The organism is Massilia sp. PWRC2 (assembly GCF_049896725.1).
In the GTDB taxonomy this organism is placed as follows: Bacteria; Pseudomonadota; Gammaproteobacteria; order Burkholderiales; family Burkholderiaceae_D; genus JAFCUW01.
Map to the genome: position 1 here is coordinate 110,791 of NZ_JAFCUW010000007.1, position 16,789 is coordinate 127,579.

Genomic DNA, 16,789 nt, shown 5'->3' on the forward strand with positions numbered 1-16,789 from the left:
CACGCACATGCATCGAGCACGCCTGATCGCCCTGTTATCGCTGCTCGTCAGTAGCGCCCTGCAGGCAGCCCCCGTGCTGCTCAGCGCCGAGCGCACCTGGACCGGCAACGGCGCCGCCCACACCGGCTGGAGCGTGCTGGTCGATGGCACCCGCATCGTCGCCGCCGGCCCGACGGCGTCGATCACGGTGCCGGCCGGCGCCGAGCGCATCGCCCTGCCCGGCAAGACCCTGATTCCCGGCTTGATGGACCTGCACTCGCACGTGCTGCTCCATCCGTATAACGAGACCAGCTGGGATGACCAGGTGATCAAGGAGCCGGTCGAATACCGCACCCTGCTGGCCTCACGCCACGCGGCGGCCACCCTGCAGGCGGGCTTTACCACCCTGCGCGACCTTGGCACCGAGGGCGCCGGTTACGCCGATGTGGCGATCCGGCGCGCCATCGATGAAGGCGTCATTGCCGGTCCGCGCCTGTTCATCGCCACCCTGGCGATCGTCGCCAGCAGCAGCTATGGTCCGGCGGTGCGCGGCTACCGCCCCGACATGGAACTGCCACATGGTGCCCAGGAAGCCACCGGCGTCGATGGCGTCACCCGTGCCGTGCGCGAACAGAGCGCCCACGGCGCCGACTGGATCAAGTTTTATGCCGATTACCGCACCGGCGTCGACGGCAGCGCCCGCCCCACCTTCACCCAGGACGAAATGAACGCGCTGGTGGCGGCCGCCCATGTCAGCGGGCGCAAGGTGGCCGTCCACGCCAGCCTCGATGGCGCCACCCGCATGGCGGTGCTCGCTGGCGCCGACACCATCGAGCATGGTTATGGTATCAGCGAAGCAACCTTCAAGCTCATGAAGGACAAGGGCGTCGCCTACATCCCCACGCTCACGGCGCCGGAAGCGATCGGCGAATATTTTCAACAGCACGTCAGGGGCGGCGCCCCAACTGCAGCGATGCGGCAGGCCGCTGCGGCTTTCGCGCTGGCGCGCAAAGTCGGCGTCATCATCGGCAATGGCAGCGATGTCGGCGTATTCGCCCACGGCAGCAATGCGCGCGAACTGGTGTGGATGGTGCGGCTGGGGATGACGCCGATCGAAGCCTTGCAGGCAGCCACCAGCGTCAGCGCCGCCATCCTCGGCAAGAGCGCCGAACTGGGCCAACTGAAGGCGGGCATGCTGGCCGATATGGTCGCCGTCGACGGCGATCCGACGGCCGACATCGACGCCGTCAGCCAGGTTGGGCTGGTGATGAAGGGCGGCGTCGTGGTGCGCCGCCCGCCGCTGCCGATACCCTGAACGGGCGGCGGGCCGCTCTAGGAACAGGCTTTGCGCAGCTGCGCCAGCCGCTGTATGGCCAGGCGGTCGTAGGCATTCTGGCGGGTACTGCCCAATTCATCGTAGATTTTGCCGGCCTCATCAAAATTAGCGCAGGCCGGCCCCGGCTGCCGTGCGCGCACGCCGATCTCACCGGTCATCGTCGCCGCCCGCGCCATCGCCCTGGCCGGCTCGAGGTCGGCGCTGTGGTCGGCGGCGGCGCCCTCGTCGTACGACTGGCGCAGCCGGCTCAATGCCTGCTGCGCCGCTGCATTGGCCTTTTCCGCGGTGCCGCGCGGCTGCACGAAGGCTTCGAGGACATCGATATTGGCATCGTCCCTGGCGCCGCTCAGGCGGCGCAGGCCAGCGAGGGTGACGACGGTGTCGCGGCCGTGCTTCTGGGCGTTTTGCGCCAGCGCCAGCGCCATCTCGATCGACAGCAGGCGCTGGTGCAGGCCGGCGTCGCTGGGCGCCGCCTTCACTTGCGCCTCGTACACCGTGCGCGCCGCCGCCAGCGCTGCTTCGGCGCCAGCGCCATCGCCGCCAGCGCCGAGCACCTGGGCGATCGCCTGCTGCACGTCGGCGGCGGCGCGTGCTGCCTGGGCGCGCTCACCGTCACCACGATTGGCGTCGCCCTTGTCCATCAGCGCGTGCGCTTCGTGCAGCGCAAGCGCGCGGCGCAAGGCAGCCAGCCCCTCCTCCGACTGGCCCAGTTCAGCCAGGATCGCGCCCAGGCGCGCGTTGGCGGCAGCGGCGGCCTGGTCGCGTTGCGCCTGCGGCACCAATGCTGACAGCGCCAGCGCCTGGGTGGCCGCCTCACGCGCGCCATCGAGCTCAGCGCTCGCCTGCAGGCGAGCGGCCAGTGCCAGCGTGGTGGCGAAGTCGGCAGGCTTTACCGCTGCCACCACCGCCACCGGCGTGGCGGCGGCTTGCAGTTCGCTCACGTTGTGCGCGGCCGCCGCGGCGCGGCGCGGCGCCGTTGCCGTCATTAACAGTCGGCCACTCTTCATCATTTCCTGCATGAGCGCCTGCCGCTCCAGCCATGGCCCGGCCGTCCAACCACCGACGAAACCGGCCAGCAGCAACGCCAGTACCAGGGCAATGGGCGTTCGGCGCGGCGCCGCGGACCGGTGCGCTGCTTCTGCTGTATTTGCTGTATTTGCTGTGTCTGCTGTATTTGCTGTATTTGCTGTATTTGCTGTGTCTGCTGTATTTGCTGTGTCTGCTGTATTTGCTGTGTCTGCTGTCTTTGCGGTCTTTGCGGTCGCTGCCGCTGCCGGTGCGCTGGTGGCGGCGACGTCCTGCGCCGCCAGCAGGCCGGCACTGGCCAGTTCCAGGTCGCGCGCCAGCGCGTGCGCGGAGGGATAACGCAGCGAAGGATCGTCTGCCAGCGCGTGCGCGACGATGGGGTCGATCCAGCGCCGCAACTGTGCGCTCAGCAGCGGGGCGGCGGCGGCATCGACCCGCGTCGAAGGCGCTGGCACCGGCGCGGCGCCGGCGCGCTGCTGCACGCCAGCGTCTGTGCCGTGGGCGTTGTACCCCGTCACCAGCCGGAACAACAGCGCGCCCAGCGCATAGATATCGGCGCTGACCGACAGCGGCTGGCCAGAGAACTGCTCCGGGCTGGCGTAGGCTGGATCGACCGCCCAGCCGTCGCCCACCATACCAACGTCGAGCACGCTGACGACGCCATTCGTATCGACCAGCAGGCCATCCGGTTTCAGGTCACGGTGTACGATCAGGTGCTGGTGCAGATAGTGGACGGTGTCGCAGACGCTGGCCAGCAGCGCCGCGCGCTGGGCAACACTGAGTCCCTGCTGGATGCAGAATTGATCGATGGGCACGCCGGTGGCCCGGGCGACAACAAAGTAAGGCCGGCCATCGGCACTGACTGCGACCGGGCCGGGCACGGCAATGCCCGCATGCTTGAGCGCTCCGAGGCGGGCGCGCAGTTGCTCAAAGCGCGCCGCACTCTGGCCATCGCGCGCGGCGCTGTGGGCCAGGCGCATGGTGGCGAAGCTGTCGGCGCGCTGTGCCCGGGCCACCAGCAAGATCAGATCAGTGCCATTGCGGCCAAGCTCGTGCTCGACCTTCCACTCGCCGATCAGGTCGCCGTGGCGGGGCGGCGCCGGCGGCGGCGCTTTCTGTTCGACCGGCAACTCAAGGGGGTCTTCGAGAAACTGGTCGAGCTGCTCGATCCGCGAGAGCAGGGTGCGGACATCGTCGAACAGCGCATGGTCGCCGGCGGTGGCCTGGGCGATAAATTGCTGGCGATCGCCGGCAGGCAGGTCGAGGGCGCGATAGAGGACGGCGTTGGCGGATTCGTGCAGGGGGCGGTTCATGGCATCATTCATAACAAAAATCAACAATTCTGGTGTCGCCGAGTATATTTTGTCACAACGTCAAGCACAACCGATATTCGCACTGTGACACCAGCGTGTGACGCCGCCGCCCCTGTCCAGCGCAGATCGCAGGCAACGCCGACACGCAAATGTGGAAATCCACAATTGCCCACCACTATCTCGCAGGTGATGATGCACGACCATCACAATAATTATCACTGTAGCCAGCGAGACTTACATGAAAAAACCGTTTTATAAAATATTGTACGTACAGGTGTTGTTCGCCATTGTTTGCGGCGTGCTGCTGGGCGTGTTTTACCCGAAAATTGCGGTCGACATGAAACCGCTGGGCGATGGCTTCATCAAACTGATCAAGATGATCATCGCCCCGGTGATTTTCTGTACCGTGGTGGCCGGCATTGCCGGCATGCAAGATATGAAAAAAGTCGGCCGCGTCGGAGGCAAGGCCCTGTTGTATTTCGAGGTGGTGTCGACCTTCGCGCTGGCCATTGGCTTGATGGTGGCCAACCTGATCAAGCCTGGCGCCGGCTTCAATGCCGATCCGGCCACCCTGGACACCAAGTCGATCGCCGAGTTCACCGCCAAGGCGAAGAACCAGTCGACCGTCGACTTCGTCATGAATATCATCCCCACCACCTTCGTCGATGCCTTTGCCAAGGGCGAGATTTTGCAGGTGCTGCTGATCGCCATCCTGTTCGGCGTTGCGCTGTCGCTGCTGGGCGAGCGCGGCAAACCTGTCACCCGTCTGATCGATGATGTCTCGCACGTGATTTTCGGCGTGGTCGGCATCGTCATGAAAGTCGCGCCGATCGGTGCGTTTGGCGCCATGGCGTTTACTATCGGTAAATTCGGGATTGCCTCGCTGCTGCCGCTGGCCAAGCTGATGGGTTCGTTTTACCTCACCTGCGGCCTGTTCGTGGTCGTCGTGCTGGGCTCGATTGCCTGGTACACGGGGTTTTCGATCTTCCGCTTTATTTCCTACATCAAGGAAGAACTGTTGATCGTGCTGGGCACCAGCTCGTCGGAATCGGCCCTGCCGGCACTGATGCGCAAGCTGGAAAAACTGGGCTGCTCGAAATCGGTGGTGGGCCTGGTGGTACCCACCGGTTACTCGTTCAATCTGGACGGCACCAACATTTACATGACCATGGCCGCCCTGTTCGTGGCCCAGGCCACCAACACCGAGCTGACCATCTGGCAGGAACTGACCATCCTCGGCGTTGCCATGCTGACCTCGAAGGGTGCTTCTGGCATCACCGGTGCCGGCTTCATTACCCTGGCGGCGACGCTGGCGGTGGTGCCGACCATCCCGGTGGCCGGCATGGCCCTGATTCTCGGCATCGACCGCTTCATGAGCGAGTGCCGCGCACTGACCAATTTCATTGGGAACGGCGTGGCCACCATCGTGGTGTCGAAATGGGAAAACGAGCTCGACCATGATCGTCTGGCTGCCGAATTGCGTCATCCAAGCCACCTCGATGATGACAAGGAAATGTTCCCGGTGCGTGAGGCAGCGTAAGCGCGCTTTGCAGCCATCAAAGACGCCGGCGCTGCCGGCGTTTTTTATTTGGCGCTTTACCCGCTAACTCCGGAAAACCGCCAGCGCCGCTCTGAGGAAGCCGTCGGCGCTGTCGACGCGATTGCCATCAATGGCCCAGCGCCAACCCAGGTAGTTCGCCAGATAGCGGGTGGCGACGCCATTGAAATGACGCATCCAGCCCTTAAAGCGGCTGTGATAGCTGTTGACGTTTTGTACGTGAATGGCGCCATCGACGCGGATTTTTCGCTTGAGATTGACGGCGCGGTGGGCAATGCCGGCGTCGCGGGTAAACCGGCGGTAGACCGGATTGCCATCGCTGACCAGCAAGGCATCGCTCTGCAGTGTTGGCAGCAAATGACGCTGCAGGCTCGCCGCCTTTAAAGCGCCACGGCCGCCGATAAAATCAATGGTATTGCCGGCGCGGTCGCGCGCCACCACGATATTGACCTGTTCGGCCGAAATGCCGCGCCGGCTGGCGACGCCGCCGCGCCGGCGCGCAGGTCGTGTTAACTGCTTCGCTCCCTTTTGCGACTCGAATAAAAACGTCTCGTCAACTTCGACGATGCCCTGCAGGCTGCGCGGCCGGTCGTACTTGGCCCAGTCGAGAAAACGGTGGCGCCACCGAAAACTGGTGTTTGCATGCACGCCCACTTTATCGGCCGCCCGCTGCACGGTACACGCTGGATCGCGCAAACAATCGAGATAGGTCAGCCAGCGATCTTTATGGCGCAGGCGCGCCAGCGGCGTGCCCGTCAAACTATTAAAGCTGCGCCCGCATTGGCGGCAGCGATAGCGTTGCAAGCCATTGGCGCTGCCGTCGCGATACAGCCTGGTGTTCTGGCAGCGCGGACACTGTAGGCGGTCCTGGCCGGCCTGCTCGATCAGGGCGCAAATGCGTTCGCCGCAAATCGAGTGGGCCATCTCCAGGCAGATTTTCTCGCGCTCGTGCAGGCCCAATGCCCGCAGGCGTCGCAACAGCCGGTCGAAAGCGGCGCGGTCCATGTCACTCCCCTGATCAATGGTCGAGTAACTTGGAGTCGCGCGCGAGAATGAAGTTCAACCGGTGTCCCGACTTTACGGGTAAAGCGCCTTTTATTTAAAACGGTAAATCACATCGACCGATTGCGACAACTTCATCGGCACGATCATCAATAAGCCTTCGCGCTCGGGATCGGCCTTCACCGGATTGCGGTAGGTGACGTTTTGCATGCCGCCCAGTCCCACTGCGCGGGTGACATTTTTCAGCTCGCCGGTGGACACCGCACTGACCAGCCCGAGCTTGCGCCCCACCCCGGCGGCAATCGCCTCGGCGCGCCGGCGCGCCTGTGCCAACGCTTGCGCCGTCAGCTCGGTCTCGATCTGCTCGCGCCGACTCGAATCGAAGCCGATCAGAAAGCCATCGAGGTTGGCCATCGCCAGCAGCGGTGCCACCACCGATTTCCACTTGGCCAGATCGGTCACCTTGACATGGACCCCGCACTTGAGCTCGTACTCCGCCAGCCCCGCCGCTGCCCCTTTGCGCATTTCGCGGCGCACATCGCGCACGTCAATGTCGGTGGCCGGGATACCAACGCCAGCGAGCAGCACGCCGATCTCGGCAATACGCGCCTCGACGCCCTGGCGCGCGGCCTGCGGGTCAGCATCGGCAAGCACAATTTCAACATCGATTTCGCCAAGGTCGGGCGGAACGTAGACCACGCCGCTGCCACTGGTGTGAATAAACGGGTAGTCGGGAAACTCGGCGGCACCTGCGCGGCAGGCAAACACCAGCACTGCAGCAGCGACGGCACAGCGAAGAACAATGGCACTGGACATGGGCTTTCCTTGTAGACAGTTCTGTCTATATTATTGCCAGACGCCGCAATAATCAAGCCATCAAAAGCCAACGCGGGCCAAATAAATATCTAGACAGAACTGTCTGGATTGGCTACCCTCATGATTCAAACAGGAGCACGCCATCGACACCGCCATTCCCAAACCCACCGCCGCCGAACTCGATCTGCTGCAAACCCTGTGGCCGCTGGGCGCCGCCAGCGCCCGGCAAGTACATGAAGCGATGCAAGCCGAACGCCCCGACGTCACCTACGCCACCGTGCTGCGACTCATGCAAATCATGCACGGCAAAGGGCTGCTGATCCGCGATGCCAGCCAGCGCGCGCACGTCTACGCGCCCGCCCAGGCGCAGGAGAGCTTGCAGACCAATCTGCTCAAGGACTTGATCCAGAAAGCGTTCGCCGGTTCGGCCAAGGCGCTGGTGCTGGCCGCGCTGCGCAGCGGCATTTCCAAAAAAGAGCGCGACGATATTGAAAAACTGCTCAAGGATGAGCTGCCATGAGCGCCCTGATCGAGCAACTGGGCTGGGCCCTGCTGCAGTTTATCTGGCAGGGCGCGCTGATCGGCGCCATCGCTGCTCTCGGCCTGCTGGCGCTGCGCAGCAGCCGGCCCCAGGCCCGCTATGCGCTGGCCGGCGCCGCCCTGTTTGCCTGCCTGACATGGCCGGCTATGGCACTGGTGCTGCGCCTGCTGGCGACCGACGGTGTCGGCGCAACTGCGCTTGCCGGCTTGCGCGATCACGGTAGCGCCGCGCTGGCAGGCGCGCCACTGGCCTGGCTGCACGCCAATCTCGGCACCGTGGTGCTGGTCTGGTCTTGCTGTGCTGGCGCCCTGTCGCTACGCATGGCCTTGGGATTGTGGTGGATCGGCCGCGCGGCGCGCAGCCCCCGTGTGAATGCCGAATGGCAGGCGCGCCTGGACAGGCTGGCGCGCCAGTGCGGCATACACGGTCCCGTGCGCCTGCGGCTGGTCGACGGCATCGCCAGCCCACTCACTGCCGGCTGGTGGCGTCCTGTCGTGCTGCTACCCTCAAGCTTGCTCACGGGATTGCCGGCGCCTTTGCTGGAAGCCTTGCTGGCACACGAGCTCGCCCATATCCAGCGCGCCGACTACCTGTTCAACCTGCTGCAAAACGTCGTCGAGACGCTGCTGTTCTATCATCCGGCAGTCTGGTGGCTGTCAGCCCGCATGCGCGACGAACGCGAACTCATCGCCGACGAGCTTGCCGCCAGCCAGGTCGGCAGGCAGCGGCTGGCGCTGGCCCTGTCCGAACTGGAGAAGTGTCAGTTCCCCCCTGCGCCCCTGGTGCTGGGCGCCAATGGCGGCGATCTGAAGACGCGGATCACGCGCCTGCTGCGGCCGGCCGGGCCCGCGCCAAGCTGGCAAGGGGCATTGCCGCTGCTCGGCTTGAGCGCAGCGCTGATCGCCGGCTGCGCGCAACTGACGGCAAACAGCCCGCCCGCCATGCCGGCCGCAGGTGCCATGGTGCCGGATATCCGCGCCCTTATTGATTTCAGCAGCTGCGCCAAACCCGTCTGGCCAGCCCAGTCCCTGCGCGACGGCAACACCGGCGCGGTCGCGCTGGCCCTGCTGGTCGACCCGCAAGGCCAGGTGCGCGCAGCGCGTGTCGCTGTATCAAGCGGTTTCGCGCCCCTCGATCAAGCGGCCCGCGCCGCCCTCGCCCGCTGCAGCTTCAAGCCGGCGCAGGCCAAAGGCATCGCCGTGCCAAGCTGGGCCAAAGTGACCTATACGTGGGCGCTCGATTAAGCCAGCACGGCTAGTAGAAAAACAGGCTGGCGGGATATACGCCGGGCCAGCCTGTTTTGCGCCACGAATGCCTCAGACAATGCCTCAGACGGCCGAGACGTCGATCTGCGCTTCGGTTGCCGCCACCACTTCTTCCTTGGTGACACCAGGGGCCAGCTCGATCAATTTCAAACCGTGCTCGGACACTTCAATGACGCCGAGGTCGGTGATAATCAGATCAACCACCCGCACGCCCGTCATTGGCAGGTTGCACTGCTTGAGGATTTTCGGTGCGGTGCTGCCATCCTTGGCAGTGGCCACGTGTTCCATCACCACCACCACCCGTTTGACGCCAGCGACCAGGTCCATGGCGCCGCCCATACCCTTCACCATTTTGCCCGGGATCATCCAGTTGGCCAGGTCGCCAAACTCTGACACTTGCATGGCGCCGAGAATGGCCAGGTTGATTTTGCCGCCGCGGATCATGCCGAAGGAATCGGCCGAGCTGAAGTACGCTGCACCGGGCAGCTCGGTGACCGTCTGCTTGCCGGCGTTGATGACGTCGGCGTCGACTTCGTCTTCAGTGGGGAAGGGTCCAATACCAAGTAAACCGTTTTCCGACTGCAGATACACTTCGATATCTTTTGGTACGTAATTGGCCACCAGGGTCGGCAAGCCGATGCCCAGGTTAACGTAAAAACCGTCCTGCAATTCTTTTGCTGCGCGCGCAGCCATTTCGTCACGAGTCCATGCCATGTCAGTCTCCGAATTTTATTCAATTATGATTGGTGTGGACGCACGGTGCGCTGTTCGATGCGCTTTTCCGGGTGGGCGTTGACGACGATGCGCTGCACGAAAATGCCGGCCAGGTGCACGTGGTCGGGATCGATCTCGCCGATTTCCAGCAACTCTTCCACTTCGACGACGGTGATCTTGCCCGCCATTGCCACGTTGGGATTAAAATTGCGCGCCGTTTTACGGAACACCAGGTTGCCCGAGCGGTCAGCCTTCCACGCCTTGACCAGCGACACGTCCGACACCAGGCTCTCTTCGAGAATGTAGTCTTCGCCGCCGTACTGGCGCACGTGCTTGCCTTCGGCAACGATGGTGCCGACCCCGGTCTTGGTATAAAACGCCGGGATGCCAGCGCCGCCAGCGCGCAGTTTCTCGGCCAGCGTGCCCTGCGGGGTAAATTCGATGTCGAGTTCACCGGCCAGGTACTGGCGGGCAAACTCTTTATTTTCGCCGACGTAGGACGAAATCATTTTCTTGATCTGGCGCGTCTGCAGCAGCAGACCGAGACCAGCGTCGTCGATGCCGGCATTGTTGGAGATGGCGGTCAGGCCGGTGACGCCGGAATCGCGCAAGGCTCTGATGAGCGCTTCGGGAATGCCACACAGACCGAAACCACCGACGGCAATCGTCTGGCCATCTTTGACGATACCGGCCAGCGCCGCTGCGGCGTCAGGATACACTTTGTTCATACAGTCCCCTTAATATTATTGAGAGCGCCTAACAAAACGCTTTATAGAACGCTTTATAGAACGCTTTATGACCACGTCTCAGCATAAAATACGCCAGCCGAAAGCACAATACCGTAGAACTACCGGCCAATTCAACCTACAGGGTTTATCTCGTTTGCAACCACTCAACGCCACTTACGCGCTCGATTACGAGACCATCTTCCGCTTTGCGCCGGTCGGCATGTGCATCTCGGTCGACCGCGTCATCCAGTCCGCCAACGAGGCGCTCGCTTCCATGTTCAGCTATCCGCTGGCGCTGCTGGCCGGGCAGTCGTTCGCCCTGCTCTATCCCACCATGGACGAATTTCTGCGCACGGGCGATCGCATCGTGCCCATCATGAATGCGCGCGGACGCTATTCGGACGAACGCATCATGCGGCGCGCCGATGGCGAACTGTTCTGGTGCCATGTCAGCGGCCGCGCGCTCGACTGCCGCCAGCCACTGGGCGCCGGCGTCTGGACGTTCGAAGATCTCAGTGAAAAGCGCCCCGTCACCGCCGAGCTGACGCCGCGCGAGCGGGAAATCGCCGCCCTGCTGGTCGAAGGCAAAACCAGCAAGGTGATCGCCCGCGAAACGGACCTGAGCCCGCGGACGGTGGAGATGCACCGCGCCAAGCTGATGCGCAAGTTCGCGGCGTCGACGTCCTCCGAACTGGTGCACAAGCTGGTCGGGGTGTCGCGCTAAGCGCCTGCCGCTGGCGGCTGGGCAGCGTCGATCAGGCTGCGCAGCCAGTCCGGCAGCGGCGTCGATTTTTCCGCAGGAAAATCTACCCACACCACCTTGGCGCCGCCTTCGGCGTGCAGCTGCGCGCCGCCCACCAGGCGGATTTCATGGCTCATCTGAAAACTCGAACGGCCCGCCGGCCCCACCGAGGTGCGCACCTCGATCTCGCCCGGATACTTGAGCTGGCGAATGAACGAGCAATGGGCATTGACGATCACCGGACCGTGCCCGCCCGGATCGGGGGTGGCGCCGATCTGCTCGAACCACTCGATGCGGGCCTGCTCGAGGTAGCGAAAATACACCGTGTTGTTGACGTGACCCATCATGTCCATGTCACCCCAGCGGATTGCCATGCGGGTGACATGGACTGGCGCAGCGCGGCTCATGAAATCATGGCGTCATTGCGCCGTCATGCCATCGTCGGCGGTGATGATGGCGCCATTGATGAAGTGCGACTCTTCCGCAGCAAGCAACAACAGCAGGCCGTCGAGGTCTTCCGGCTTGCCGGCGCGCTTGCGCGGCAACATGCCGATCAGCTTCTTGCCCTGCTCCGTATCGAAGTAATCTTCATTGATTTCGGTGGAGATATAGCCGGGACAGATGGCATTGACGTTGATGTTGTACTTGCCCCATTCGACCGCCATTGCCTTGGTCATCTGCACCACGCCGGCCTTGCTCATGCAATAGATGCCGATCTGCGGCAACACGCGCAAGCCGGCCACCGAAGCGATGTTGATGATGCGGTGCTGCTTCTTGGGGTCACCCTTGGCGCGCGCAATCATGCGCTTGGCGGTTTGCTGGGCGACGAAAAACGCCCCGCGCAGATTGGTGTCCATCACGTAACCGTAGTCTTCTTCGCTGACGTCGACCAGCCGCTGGGTGGTCGAGACGCCCGAATTGTTGACCAGGATATCGATCGGCCCCGCTTCCGTCTCGGCATGGGCGATCGCGCTCTTGATACTGGCCATGTCGGTGACGTCGAGCGCCACCACGTGGGCGGCGCCGCCGTCAGCTTCGATCTCGGCGCGCAATTCCTTGAGGCGGTCGGTGCGCCGCGACGCCAGCACCACCTGGGCGCCGGCACCGGCCAAGGCCTTGGCAAAACGGGCTCCCAAACCACTCGACGCGCCTGTAATCAACGCGATTTTTCCCTCGAAATTCACTTCAATGCCCACGTTCGCTCCTGTGCTAGTCCTGACGATACGTCATCATTACACAAATCATCAGGATTAGATAAGCCGCCCTAATAATGGCTTTAAAATGGGGCGCGCCGTTGCAATCCGCGCCAAAAAGCCGCACACTCGTGCTTAAATTTTTCTAGAGCAAAAAATACCATGACAGAGACCAGCAATCCACTCGAACAGTACGGCCCGCGCGAAGCAATGGAGTACGACGTCGTCGTCGTCGGCGGCGGCCCCGCCGGCCTGTCGGCGGCGATCCGCCTCAAGCAGCTGGCGGCCGCAGAAGGCAAGGATGTCTCCGTCGTCGTGTTGGAAAAAGGCGGCGAAGTCGGTGCCCATATCCTGTCGGGCGCGGTGATGGATCCGCGCGCACTGACCGAACTGTTGCCGAACTGGAAAGAGCTGGGCGCCCCCCTGCACACCGCCGTCAGCGAAGACCGCATCCTGTTTCTGACTGAAACCAAGTCCTACCAGACGCCCGCCTTCATGGTGCCGGCCTGCCTGGAAAACCATGGTAACTATGTGATTTCGCTGGCCAATGTGACACGCTGGCTGGGCCAGCAGGCCGAAGCGCTGGGCGTCGAAGTGTTTCCCGGCTTTCCTGCCGCCGAGATCCTGTACACCGACGACGGCGCCGTCAAGGGCGTGGCCACCGGCAATATGGGGGTCAAGCGCGACGGCCAGCCCGGCCCGGATTTTCAGCTGGGCATGGAACTGCACGCCAAGTACACCCTGTTTGCCGAAGGCTCGCGCGGTCATCTGGGCAAGCAGCTGATGGCAAAGTATGACCTCAATGCGGGCAAGGATCCGCAATCCTACGGCATCGGCATCAAGGAATTGTGGGAAATCGATCCCGCCAAACACCAGCCGGGCCTGGTCATCCACACCACCGGCTGGCCGCTGACCAACGACACTTATGGCGGCTCCTTCCTCTATCACCTGGAAAACAACCAGGTGGCGGTCGGCTACGTGGTTGGCCTGGCCTATGAAAATCCGTATCTGTCGCCCTACGAAGAATTCCAGCGCTACAAGACCCATCCCGCCATTCGGCCGTTTTTCGAAGGCGCCAAGCGCATTTCTTACGGCGCCCGCGCCATCACGGCGGGCGGCCTGCAGTCGCTGCCCAAGCTGGTGTTCCCCGGTGGCGCGCTGATTGGCTGCGATGCCGGCTTTCTGAATATGAGCCGCATCAAGGGTAGCCACGCGGCCATTAAGACCGGCATGCTGGCGGCCGAAGCCGCCTTCGGCGCACTGGGCGAACAGCGCCAGCACGACGAACTGGCCGCCTTCCCCGCCGCCTTCGAGCAGTCGTGGCTGAAGGAAGAATTGCACGTCGCACGCAACGTCAAGCCATGGCTGTCGAAAGGCCTGGTGCTGGGCACCGTCATGACGGGCATCGACCAGATCTTGTTGCGCGGCAAGGCACCATGGACTTTGCACCACAGCCACGCCGACCATGAATGTTTAAAACCGGCCGTCAACTACAAGCCCATCATTTATCCGAAACCGGATGGCAAGCTGACCTTCGACCGCCTGTCGTCGGTGTTTATTTCGAACACCAACCATGCCGAGGACCAGCCAATCCACTTGACGCTCAAGAACGACAGCGTGCCGGTGAACGTGAATCTGGCCGTGTATGCCGGACCAGAAGCGCGTTACTGCCCGGCTGGCGTGTATGAATATGTCGCCACGCCCGAGGGCAAGGAACGGCTGCAGATCAATGCGCAAAACTGCGTGCACTGCAAAACCTGTGACATCAAGGATCCGACCCAGAATATTGTGTGGGTGACACCGGAGGGTGGGGGCGGGCCGAATTATCCGAATATGTAAAACCGTCAAACAAAAGTAAAAATCTACTTTTGTTTGGATTGAAGTGAGGGGCGAAGGGCAAGGCGGCTTGGAGGCGCAGGCGGGCCAGGTCAGAATCACTGGCGGAACCAGTGATTCCGACGGGGAGACGACAACCCGAGTCAGATCAGCTGGCGCCTCGGGGGCGGAATTTTCCGCGACGCCGACGATAAGAGCGGCTGGCGCGCAGGCGCCAGTCCCATTTTTATGTGCACGACGCCCTGTTGTTTGCCCTCACGACCGATGCGGATGATTCAAACGCACTTCCAGGCGCCGCTGCAACGCTTCGAACGCCAGACTCATACACCAGTACAAGGCAGCAGCGGCGAGGTACAAGGGCAGCGGACGGAAAGTGGTGGCGATCACTTCGCGGGTGCTGAGCATCAATTCCGTCATGGTGATCACCGATACCAGCGAGGTGTCCTTGATCAGGCTGATCAGGGTGTTGCTCATCGATGGCACCGCCACCCGCAGCGCCTGCGGCAAAATAATGTGAAGCAGGGTTTGCCAGTGGCTTAAGCCCAGGCTCAGGCTGGCGCTCCACTGGCCGCCGCTGATGCTCTCGATCGCCCCGCGCAAGCTCTCCGACAAGTAGGCAGCGGCATTGAGCGACAGCGCCAGGATGCCAGCGGTGACCGGCGAGAATTCGATGCCGATGCTGGGCAGGCCATAATAAATCACGAAAATCTGCACCAGCAGCGGGGTGCCGCGCATCACGCTCACGTACAGCGCCGCCGGCCGCCGCAGCCATGCACGGGGCGACCGCCGCAGCAAGCCCAGCGGGAAACCGAGCACCAGTCCACCGACCATCGCCGCCACCGCAAACAGCAGCGTGTAGCCGGCGCCCGTGAGCATCAGCGGCGCCGCCTCGCGCAACAGGGCAATCAAGTCCATGCAGCCGGCTCAGGGCGCCGCGCGGCTGACGTCGACACCGAACCAGCGCATCGATATGGCCTTCAAACTGCCATCGGCCGCGGCCGCCGCCAGCGCCTGGTCGAGCGCCGCCTTGAATTGCGGATTGCCCTTGGCGAAGGGAATACCCATCTGTTCGACCTTGCCCACCCGCGCGCCCGCCTTGATGGGCAGACTCGAATGCTTGAGCAGATACGCCACCATCAGACTGTCGTTGAGGGCGGCGTCAACCCGGCCGCTGGCCAGGTCCTGCAGGTTTTCCGGCGCGGCCGGATAACTTTTGATGGTGATGCCACCCACCGCTTTGGCTTGCTGTTCAAAAATACTGCCCTGCCCCACGCCCAGCTTGCGGCCTTTCAGGCTCTCCAGGCTGGCGTACTGGGCCGTATCATCCTTGCGCACGATCAGTTGCGGACTCGAATATGTGTACGGTGTCGAAAAATCGAAGGCTTGCTGGCGCGCTGGCGTGATGCCCACCTGGCTGATGATGACGTCGTATTTTCCCGCCCCCAGACCGGCCAGGATGGCCGACCATTCGGTGGCAAAGAAGGCCGGCCTCAAGCCCATCTTGGCGGCGAGCAGGCGGGCGACATCGACGTCGTAGCCACTTAACTGACCACTTTTCGGATCCTTGAAATTAAACGGCGGATAGGTCCCTTCGAGCGCAACGCGCAAGGTGCCGCGCTGGCCAACGGTGGCCAGCAAATCGGCGGCGGCAGCTGGCGGCGCCAGTGCGCCAGAGACGGCGAAGCCCAGCATGGTCAGCAGAACAAGGCAGCGGCGGCGCGCGTCGAATTCGGGCATGCAAGCGCCGCTAGCGGCGCTCGAGCGGCCGCCACCGCCAGCCATGCGCGTCATCACGCTGCCATCTGGCGGTGGCGGCCGCCGAAACGGTGGCCAACGATCAAGGTGGTGCTGGCGATCAGTGTCGACAGGCCCAGGATGAGCTGCACCAGCCGGTCTTCTGGCAATACCCACAGTTGCCCGGCCGGCGCTTCGGCGCCGGTGGCGGCCGTCAACAGGGGCGCCACCCACTGGGCATCGGCATCGACATCGAGAAAAATGGCGTCGCCGCTGGTTTGCATATAAATATTGCCACCGACGGCCAGGGCGAAACAGACGCCGTAGCCGGTTTCTTGCGCACCGATATGTTCCTGCAGGCTGGCATTGTGCTGGTCGATCCACAGCTCGACATCTTGCGGCGTTTCCAGCGCGCTCCAGGGGACGGGGCGAAAACGGGGCGCAGGCGCAGCATCGGCCTCGCTGGCGGGGATGAAACTTGGAAGCATGGTGACGGTCTAAGAAAGCTAAAGCCCATGCGAAAAATCAAGGGCTGACCGCACATATCGTACGGCATTTTTCTGGTGGCGTACATGTGCAAGCGTGCAGGCACGGGCAGCGGCGCAGCGCAGGTCGGTGGCAGAGGCCAAGGCAAGCAAAAAGGCAGCCGAGAAGGCAGCCGAGGAAGCAAACACGAATGCAGACGCGAATGCAGATGCTAAGGCCGCCGCAACGGCAGACAAAATAGCAGGAGGCAGCGTGAACATTGGCAAACGCACCGGCAAACTCCGGTACCGGACCGCCCCTTACGTGTCCGATTTCGAGCAGTTTATCGATCAATACATGGAGGCCAATCCCGCCGTGGTGGCAGCCCGACAGCGCGGCTGGCAGCAGTGGTGGGACCGGCGCGTCGAACTGGCCGATCTTGCCGTGCCGCTTGCCGACGTGGTGCCGGTCAGGGGCTACGCATACAAGTGAACGTAGGGCTGAACACCGCAGTGAGCACAGCGCCAGCGAGCCGCCGACA

Annotated in this window: 17 protein-coding genes; 7 read left to right on the forward strand and 10 right to left on the reverse strand. The window is 63.1% G+C overall.

Annotated features, from left to right (window positions below):
* The first annotated feature begins 7 nt into the window (after positions 1–7).
* Positions 8–1,294 (forward strand): amidohydrolase family protein, encoded by a 1,287-nt coding sequence (locus ACP7BZ_RS14855; protein ID WP_426114441.1) that lies wholly within the window; start codon positions 8–10, stop codon positions 1,292–1,294.
* Between the two features lie 17 nt (positions 1,295–1,311).
* On the opposite strand, the gene ACP7BZ_RS14860 is transcribed toward ACP7BZ_RS14855, so the two are convergent.
* The gene (locus ACP7BZ_RS14860) at positions 1,312–3,654 is read right to left on the reverse strand and encodes a serine/threonine protein kinase (RefSeq protein WP_426114443.1); all 2,343 of its coding nucleotides are present in this window, start codon (positions 3,652–3,654) and stop codon (positions 1,312–1,314) included.
* Between the two features lie 238 nt (positions 3,655–3,892).
* Between ACP7BZ_RS14860 and ACP7BZ_RS14865 the strand changes: the two genes are divergently transcribed.
* On the forward strand, positions 3,893–5,194 hold the full coding sequence (locus ACP7BZ_RS14865; protein WP_426114445.1) for a dicarboxylate/amino acid:cation symporter: 1,302 nt from the start codon (positions 3,893–3,895) through the stop codon (positions 5,192–5,194).
* A 63-nt stretch (positions 5,195–5,257) separates the two neighbouring features.
* Here the strand turns inward: ACP7BZ_RS14865 and ACP7BZ_RS14870 are convergent, their stop codons facing one another.
* Positions 5,258–6,217, reverse strand: a complete 960-nt coding sequence (locus ACP7BZ_RS14870) for an IS1595 family transposase (RefSeq protein WP_426114447.1) — start codon at positions 6,215–6,217, stop codon at positions 5,258–5,260.
* Between the two features lie 90 nt (positions 6,218–6,307).
* Complete coding sequence (locus ACP7BZ_RS14875; protein ID WP_426114449.1) at positions 6,308–7,030, reverse strand: SIMPL domain-containing protein; 723 nt, start codon at positions 7,028–7,030, stop codon at positions 6,308–6,310.
* Positions 7,031–7,172: 142 nt separating this feature from the next.
* On the opposite strand from ACP7BZ_RS14875, the gene ACP7BZ_RS14880 reads away from it, so the two are divergent.
* Both ACP7BZ_RS14880 and ACP7BZ_RS14885 read left to right on the forward strand, forming a co-directional pair.
* Positions 7,173–7,550 carry a BlaI/MecI/CopY family transcriptional regulator gene (locus ACP7BZ_RS14880; protein WP_426114760.1) on the forward strand — a complete coding sequence of 126 codons (378 nt, stop codon included), beginning with the start codon at positions 7,173–7,175 and terminating at the stop codon, positions 7,548–7,550.
* The gene (locus tag ACP7BZ_RS14885) at positions 7,547–8,815 is read left to right on the forward strand and encodes a TonB family protein (protein WP_426114451.1); all 1,269 of its coding nucleotides are present in this window, start codon (positions 7,547–7,549) and stop codon (positions 8,813–8,815) included. Before ACP7BZ_RS14880 ends, ACP7BZ_RS14885 begins: the two co-directional genes overlap by 4 nt.
* 84 nt (positions 8,816–8,899) lie before the next feature.
* Here ACP7BZ_RS14885 and ACP7BZ_RS14890 read toward each other — a convergent pair whose 3' ends face one another.
* Together ACP7BZ_RS14890 and ACP7BZ_RS14895 are read right to left on the reverse strand one after the other, a co-directional pair.
* Complete coding sequence (locus ACP7BZ_RS14890; RefSeq protein WP_426114453.1) at positions 8,900–9,550, reverse strand: 3-oxoacid CoA-transferase subunit B; 651 nt, start codon at positions 9,548–9,550, stop codon at positions 8,900–8,902.
* A gap of 23 nt (positions 9,551–9,573) precedes the next feature.
* On the reverse strand, positions 9,574–10,278 hold the full coding sequence (locus tag ACP7BZ_RS14895; protein WP_426114455.1) for a CoA transferase subunit A: 705 nt from the start codon (positions 10,276–10,278) through the stop codon (positions 9,574–9,576).
* Between the two features lie 154 nt (positions 10,279–10,432).
* On the opposite strand from ACP7BZ_RS14895, the gene ACP7BZ_RS14900 reads away from it, so the two are divergent.
* A complete protein-coding gene (locus tag ACP7BZ_RS14900) occupies positions 10,433–11,002 on the forward strand; it encodes a LuxR C-terminal-related transcriptional regulator (RefSeq protein ID WP_426114457.1) in 570 nt (189 codons plus the stop codon).
* On the opposite strand, the gene ACP7BZ_RS14905 is transcribed toward ACP7BZ_RS14900, so the two are convergent.
* Together ACP7BZ_RS14905 and ACP7BZ_RS14910 are read right to left on the reverse strand one after the other, a co-directional pair.
* The gene (locus ACP7BZ_RS14905; RefSeq protein ID WP_426114459.1) at positions 10,999–11,427 is read right to left on the reverse strand and encodes an acyl-CoA thioesterase; all 429 of its coding nucleotides are present in this window, start codon (positions 11,425–11,427) and stop codon (positions 10,999–11,001) included. The two genes, ACP7BZ_RS14900 and ACP7BZ_RS14905, sit on opposite strands and share 4 nt — an antisense overlap.
* A gap of 12 nt (positions 11,428–11,439) precedes the next feature.
* On the reverse strand, positions 11,440–12,216 hold the full coding sequence (locus tag ACP7BZ_RS14910) for an SDR family oxidoreductase (RefSeq protein WP_426114461.1): 777 nt from the start codon (positions 12,214–12,216) through the stop codon (positions 11,440–11,442).
* A gap of 159 nt (positions 12,217–12,375) precedes the next feature.
* Between ACP7BZ_RS14910 and ACP7BZ_RS14915 the strand changes: the two genes are divergently transcribed.
* Entirely contained in the window at positions 12,376–14,052 is a 1,677-nt protein-coding gene (locus ACP7BZ_RS14915; protein ID WP_426114464.1) for an electron transfer flavoprotein-ubiquinone oxidoreductase, read from the forward strand.
* Positions 14,053–14,304: 252 nt separating this feature from the next.
* Here ACP7BZ_RS14915 and ACP7BZ_RS14920 read toward each other — a convergent pair whose 3' ends face one another.
* From ACP7BZ_RS14920 to ACP7BZ_RS14930, 3 genes are all read right to left on the reverse strand, one after another.
* On the reverse strand, positions 14,305–14,964 hold the full coding sequence (locus ACP7BZ_RS14920) for an amino acid ABC transporter permease (RefSeq protein ID WP_426114466.1): 660 nt from the start codon (positions 14,962–14,964) through the stop codon (positions 14,305–14,307).
* A 9-nt stretch (positions 14,965–14,973) separates the two neighbouring features.
* Positions 14,974–15,741 (reverse strand): transporter substrate-binding domain-containing protein, encoded by a 768-nt coding sequence (locus ACP7BZ_RS14925; RefSeq protein ID WP_426114762.1) that lies wholly within the window; start codon positions 15,739–15,741, stop codon positions 14,974–14,976.
* 98 nt (positions 15,742–15,839) lie between these two features.
* Positions 15,840–16,271, reverse strand: a complete 432-nt coding sequence (locus tag ACP7BZ_RS14930) for a hypothetical protein (RefSeq protein ID WP_426114468.1) — start codon at positions 16,269–16,271, stop codon at positions 15,840–15,842.
* Positions 16,272–16,521: 250 nt separating this feature from the next.
* On the opposite strand from ACP7BZ_RS14930, the gene ACP7BZ_RS14935 reads away from it, so the two are divergent.
* On the forward strand, positions 16,522–16,740 hold the full coding sequence (locus ACP7BZ_RS14935; protein ID WP_426114470.1) for a DUF3460 family protein: 219 nt from the start codon (positions 16,522–16,524) through the stop codon (positions 16,738–16,740).
* Positions 16,741–16,789 lie beyond the last annotated feature (49 nt).

What these genes read in the sequence shown, in the direction of transcription:
- ACP7BZ_RS14855 (WP_426114441.1), top strand. Translation starts at nt 8, where the DNA reads ATGCATCGAGCACGCCTGATCGCCCTGTTATCGCTGCTCGTCAGTAGC.
- ACP7BZ_RS14860 (WP_426114443.1), bottom strand. Translation starts at nt 3,654, where the DNA reads ATGAACCGCCCCCTGCACGAATCCGCCAACGCCGTCCTCTATCGCGCC.
- ACP7BZ_RS14865 (WP_426114445.1), top strand. Translation starts at nt 3,893, where the DNA reads ATGAAAAAACCGTTTTATAAAATATTGTACGTACAGGTGTTGTTCGCC.
- ACP7BZ_RS14870 (WP_426114447.1), bottom strand. Translation starts at nt 6,217, where the DNA reads ATGGACCGCGCCGCTTTCGACCGGCTGTTGCGACGCCTGCGGGCATTG.
- ACP7BZ_RS14875 (WP_426114449.1), bottom strand. Translation starts at nt 7,030, where the DNA reads ATGTCCAGTGCCATTGTTCTTCGCTGTGCCGTCGCTGCTGCAGTGCTG.
- ACP7BZ_RS14885 (WP_426114451.1), top strand. Translation starts at nt 7,547, where the DNA reads ATGAGCGCCCTGATCGAGCAACTGGGCTGGGCCCTGCTGCAGTTTATC.
- ACP7BZ_RS14890 (WP_426114453.1), bottom strand. Translation starts at nt 9,550, where the DNA reads ATGGCATGGACTCGTGACGAAATGGCTGCGCGCGCAGCAAAAGAATTG.
- ACP7BZ_RS14895 (WP_426114455.1), bottom strand. Translation starts at nt 10,278, where the DNA reads ATGAACAAAGTGTATCCTGACGCCGCAGCGGCGCTGGCCGGTATCGTC.
- ACP7BZ_RS14905 (WP_426114459.1), bottom strand. Translation starts at nt 11,427, where the DNA reads ATGAGCCGCGCTGCGCCAGTCCATGTCACCCGCATGGCAATCCGCTGG.
- ACP7BZ_RS14915 (WP_426114464.1), top strand. Translation starts at nt 12,376, where the DNA reads ATGACAGAGACCAGCAATCCACTCGAACAGTACGGCCCGCGCGAAGCA.
- ACP7BZ_RS14920 (WP_426114466.1), bottom strand. Translation starts at nt 14,964, where the DNA reads ATGGACTTGATTGCCCTGTTGCGCGAGGCGGCGCCGCTGATGCTCACG.
- ACP7BZ_RS14925 (WP_426114762.1), bottom strand. Translation starts at nt 15,741, where the DNA reads ATGCTGGGCTTCGCCGTCTCTGGCGCACTGGCGCCGCCAGCTGCCGCC.
- ACP7BZ_RS14930 (WP_426114468.1), bottom strand. Translation starts at nt 16,271, where the DNA reads ATGCTTCCAAGTTTCATCCCCGCCAGCGAGGCCGATGCTGCGCCTGCG.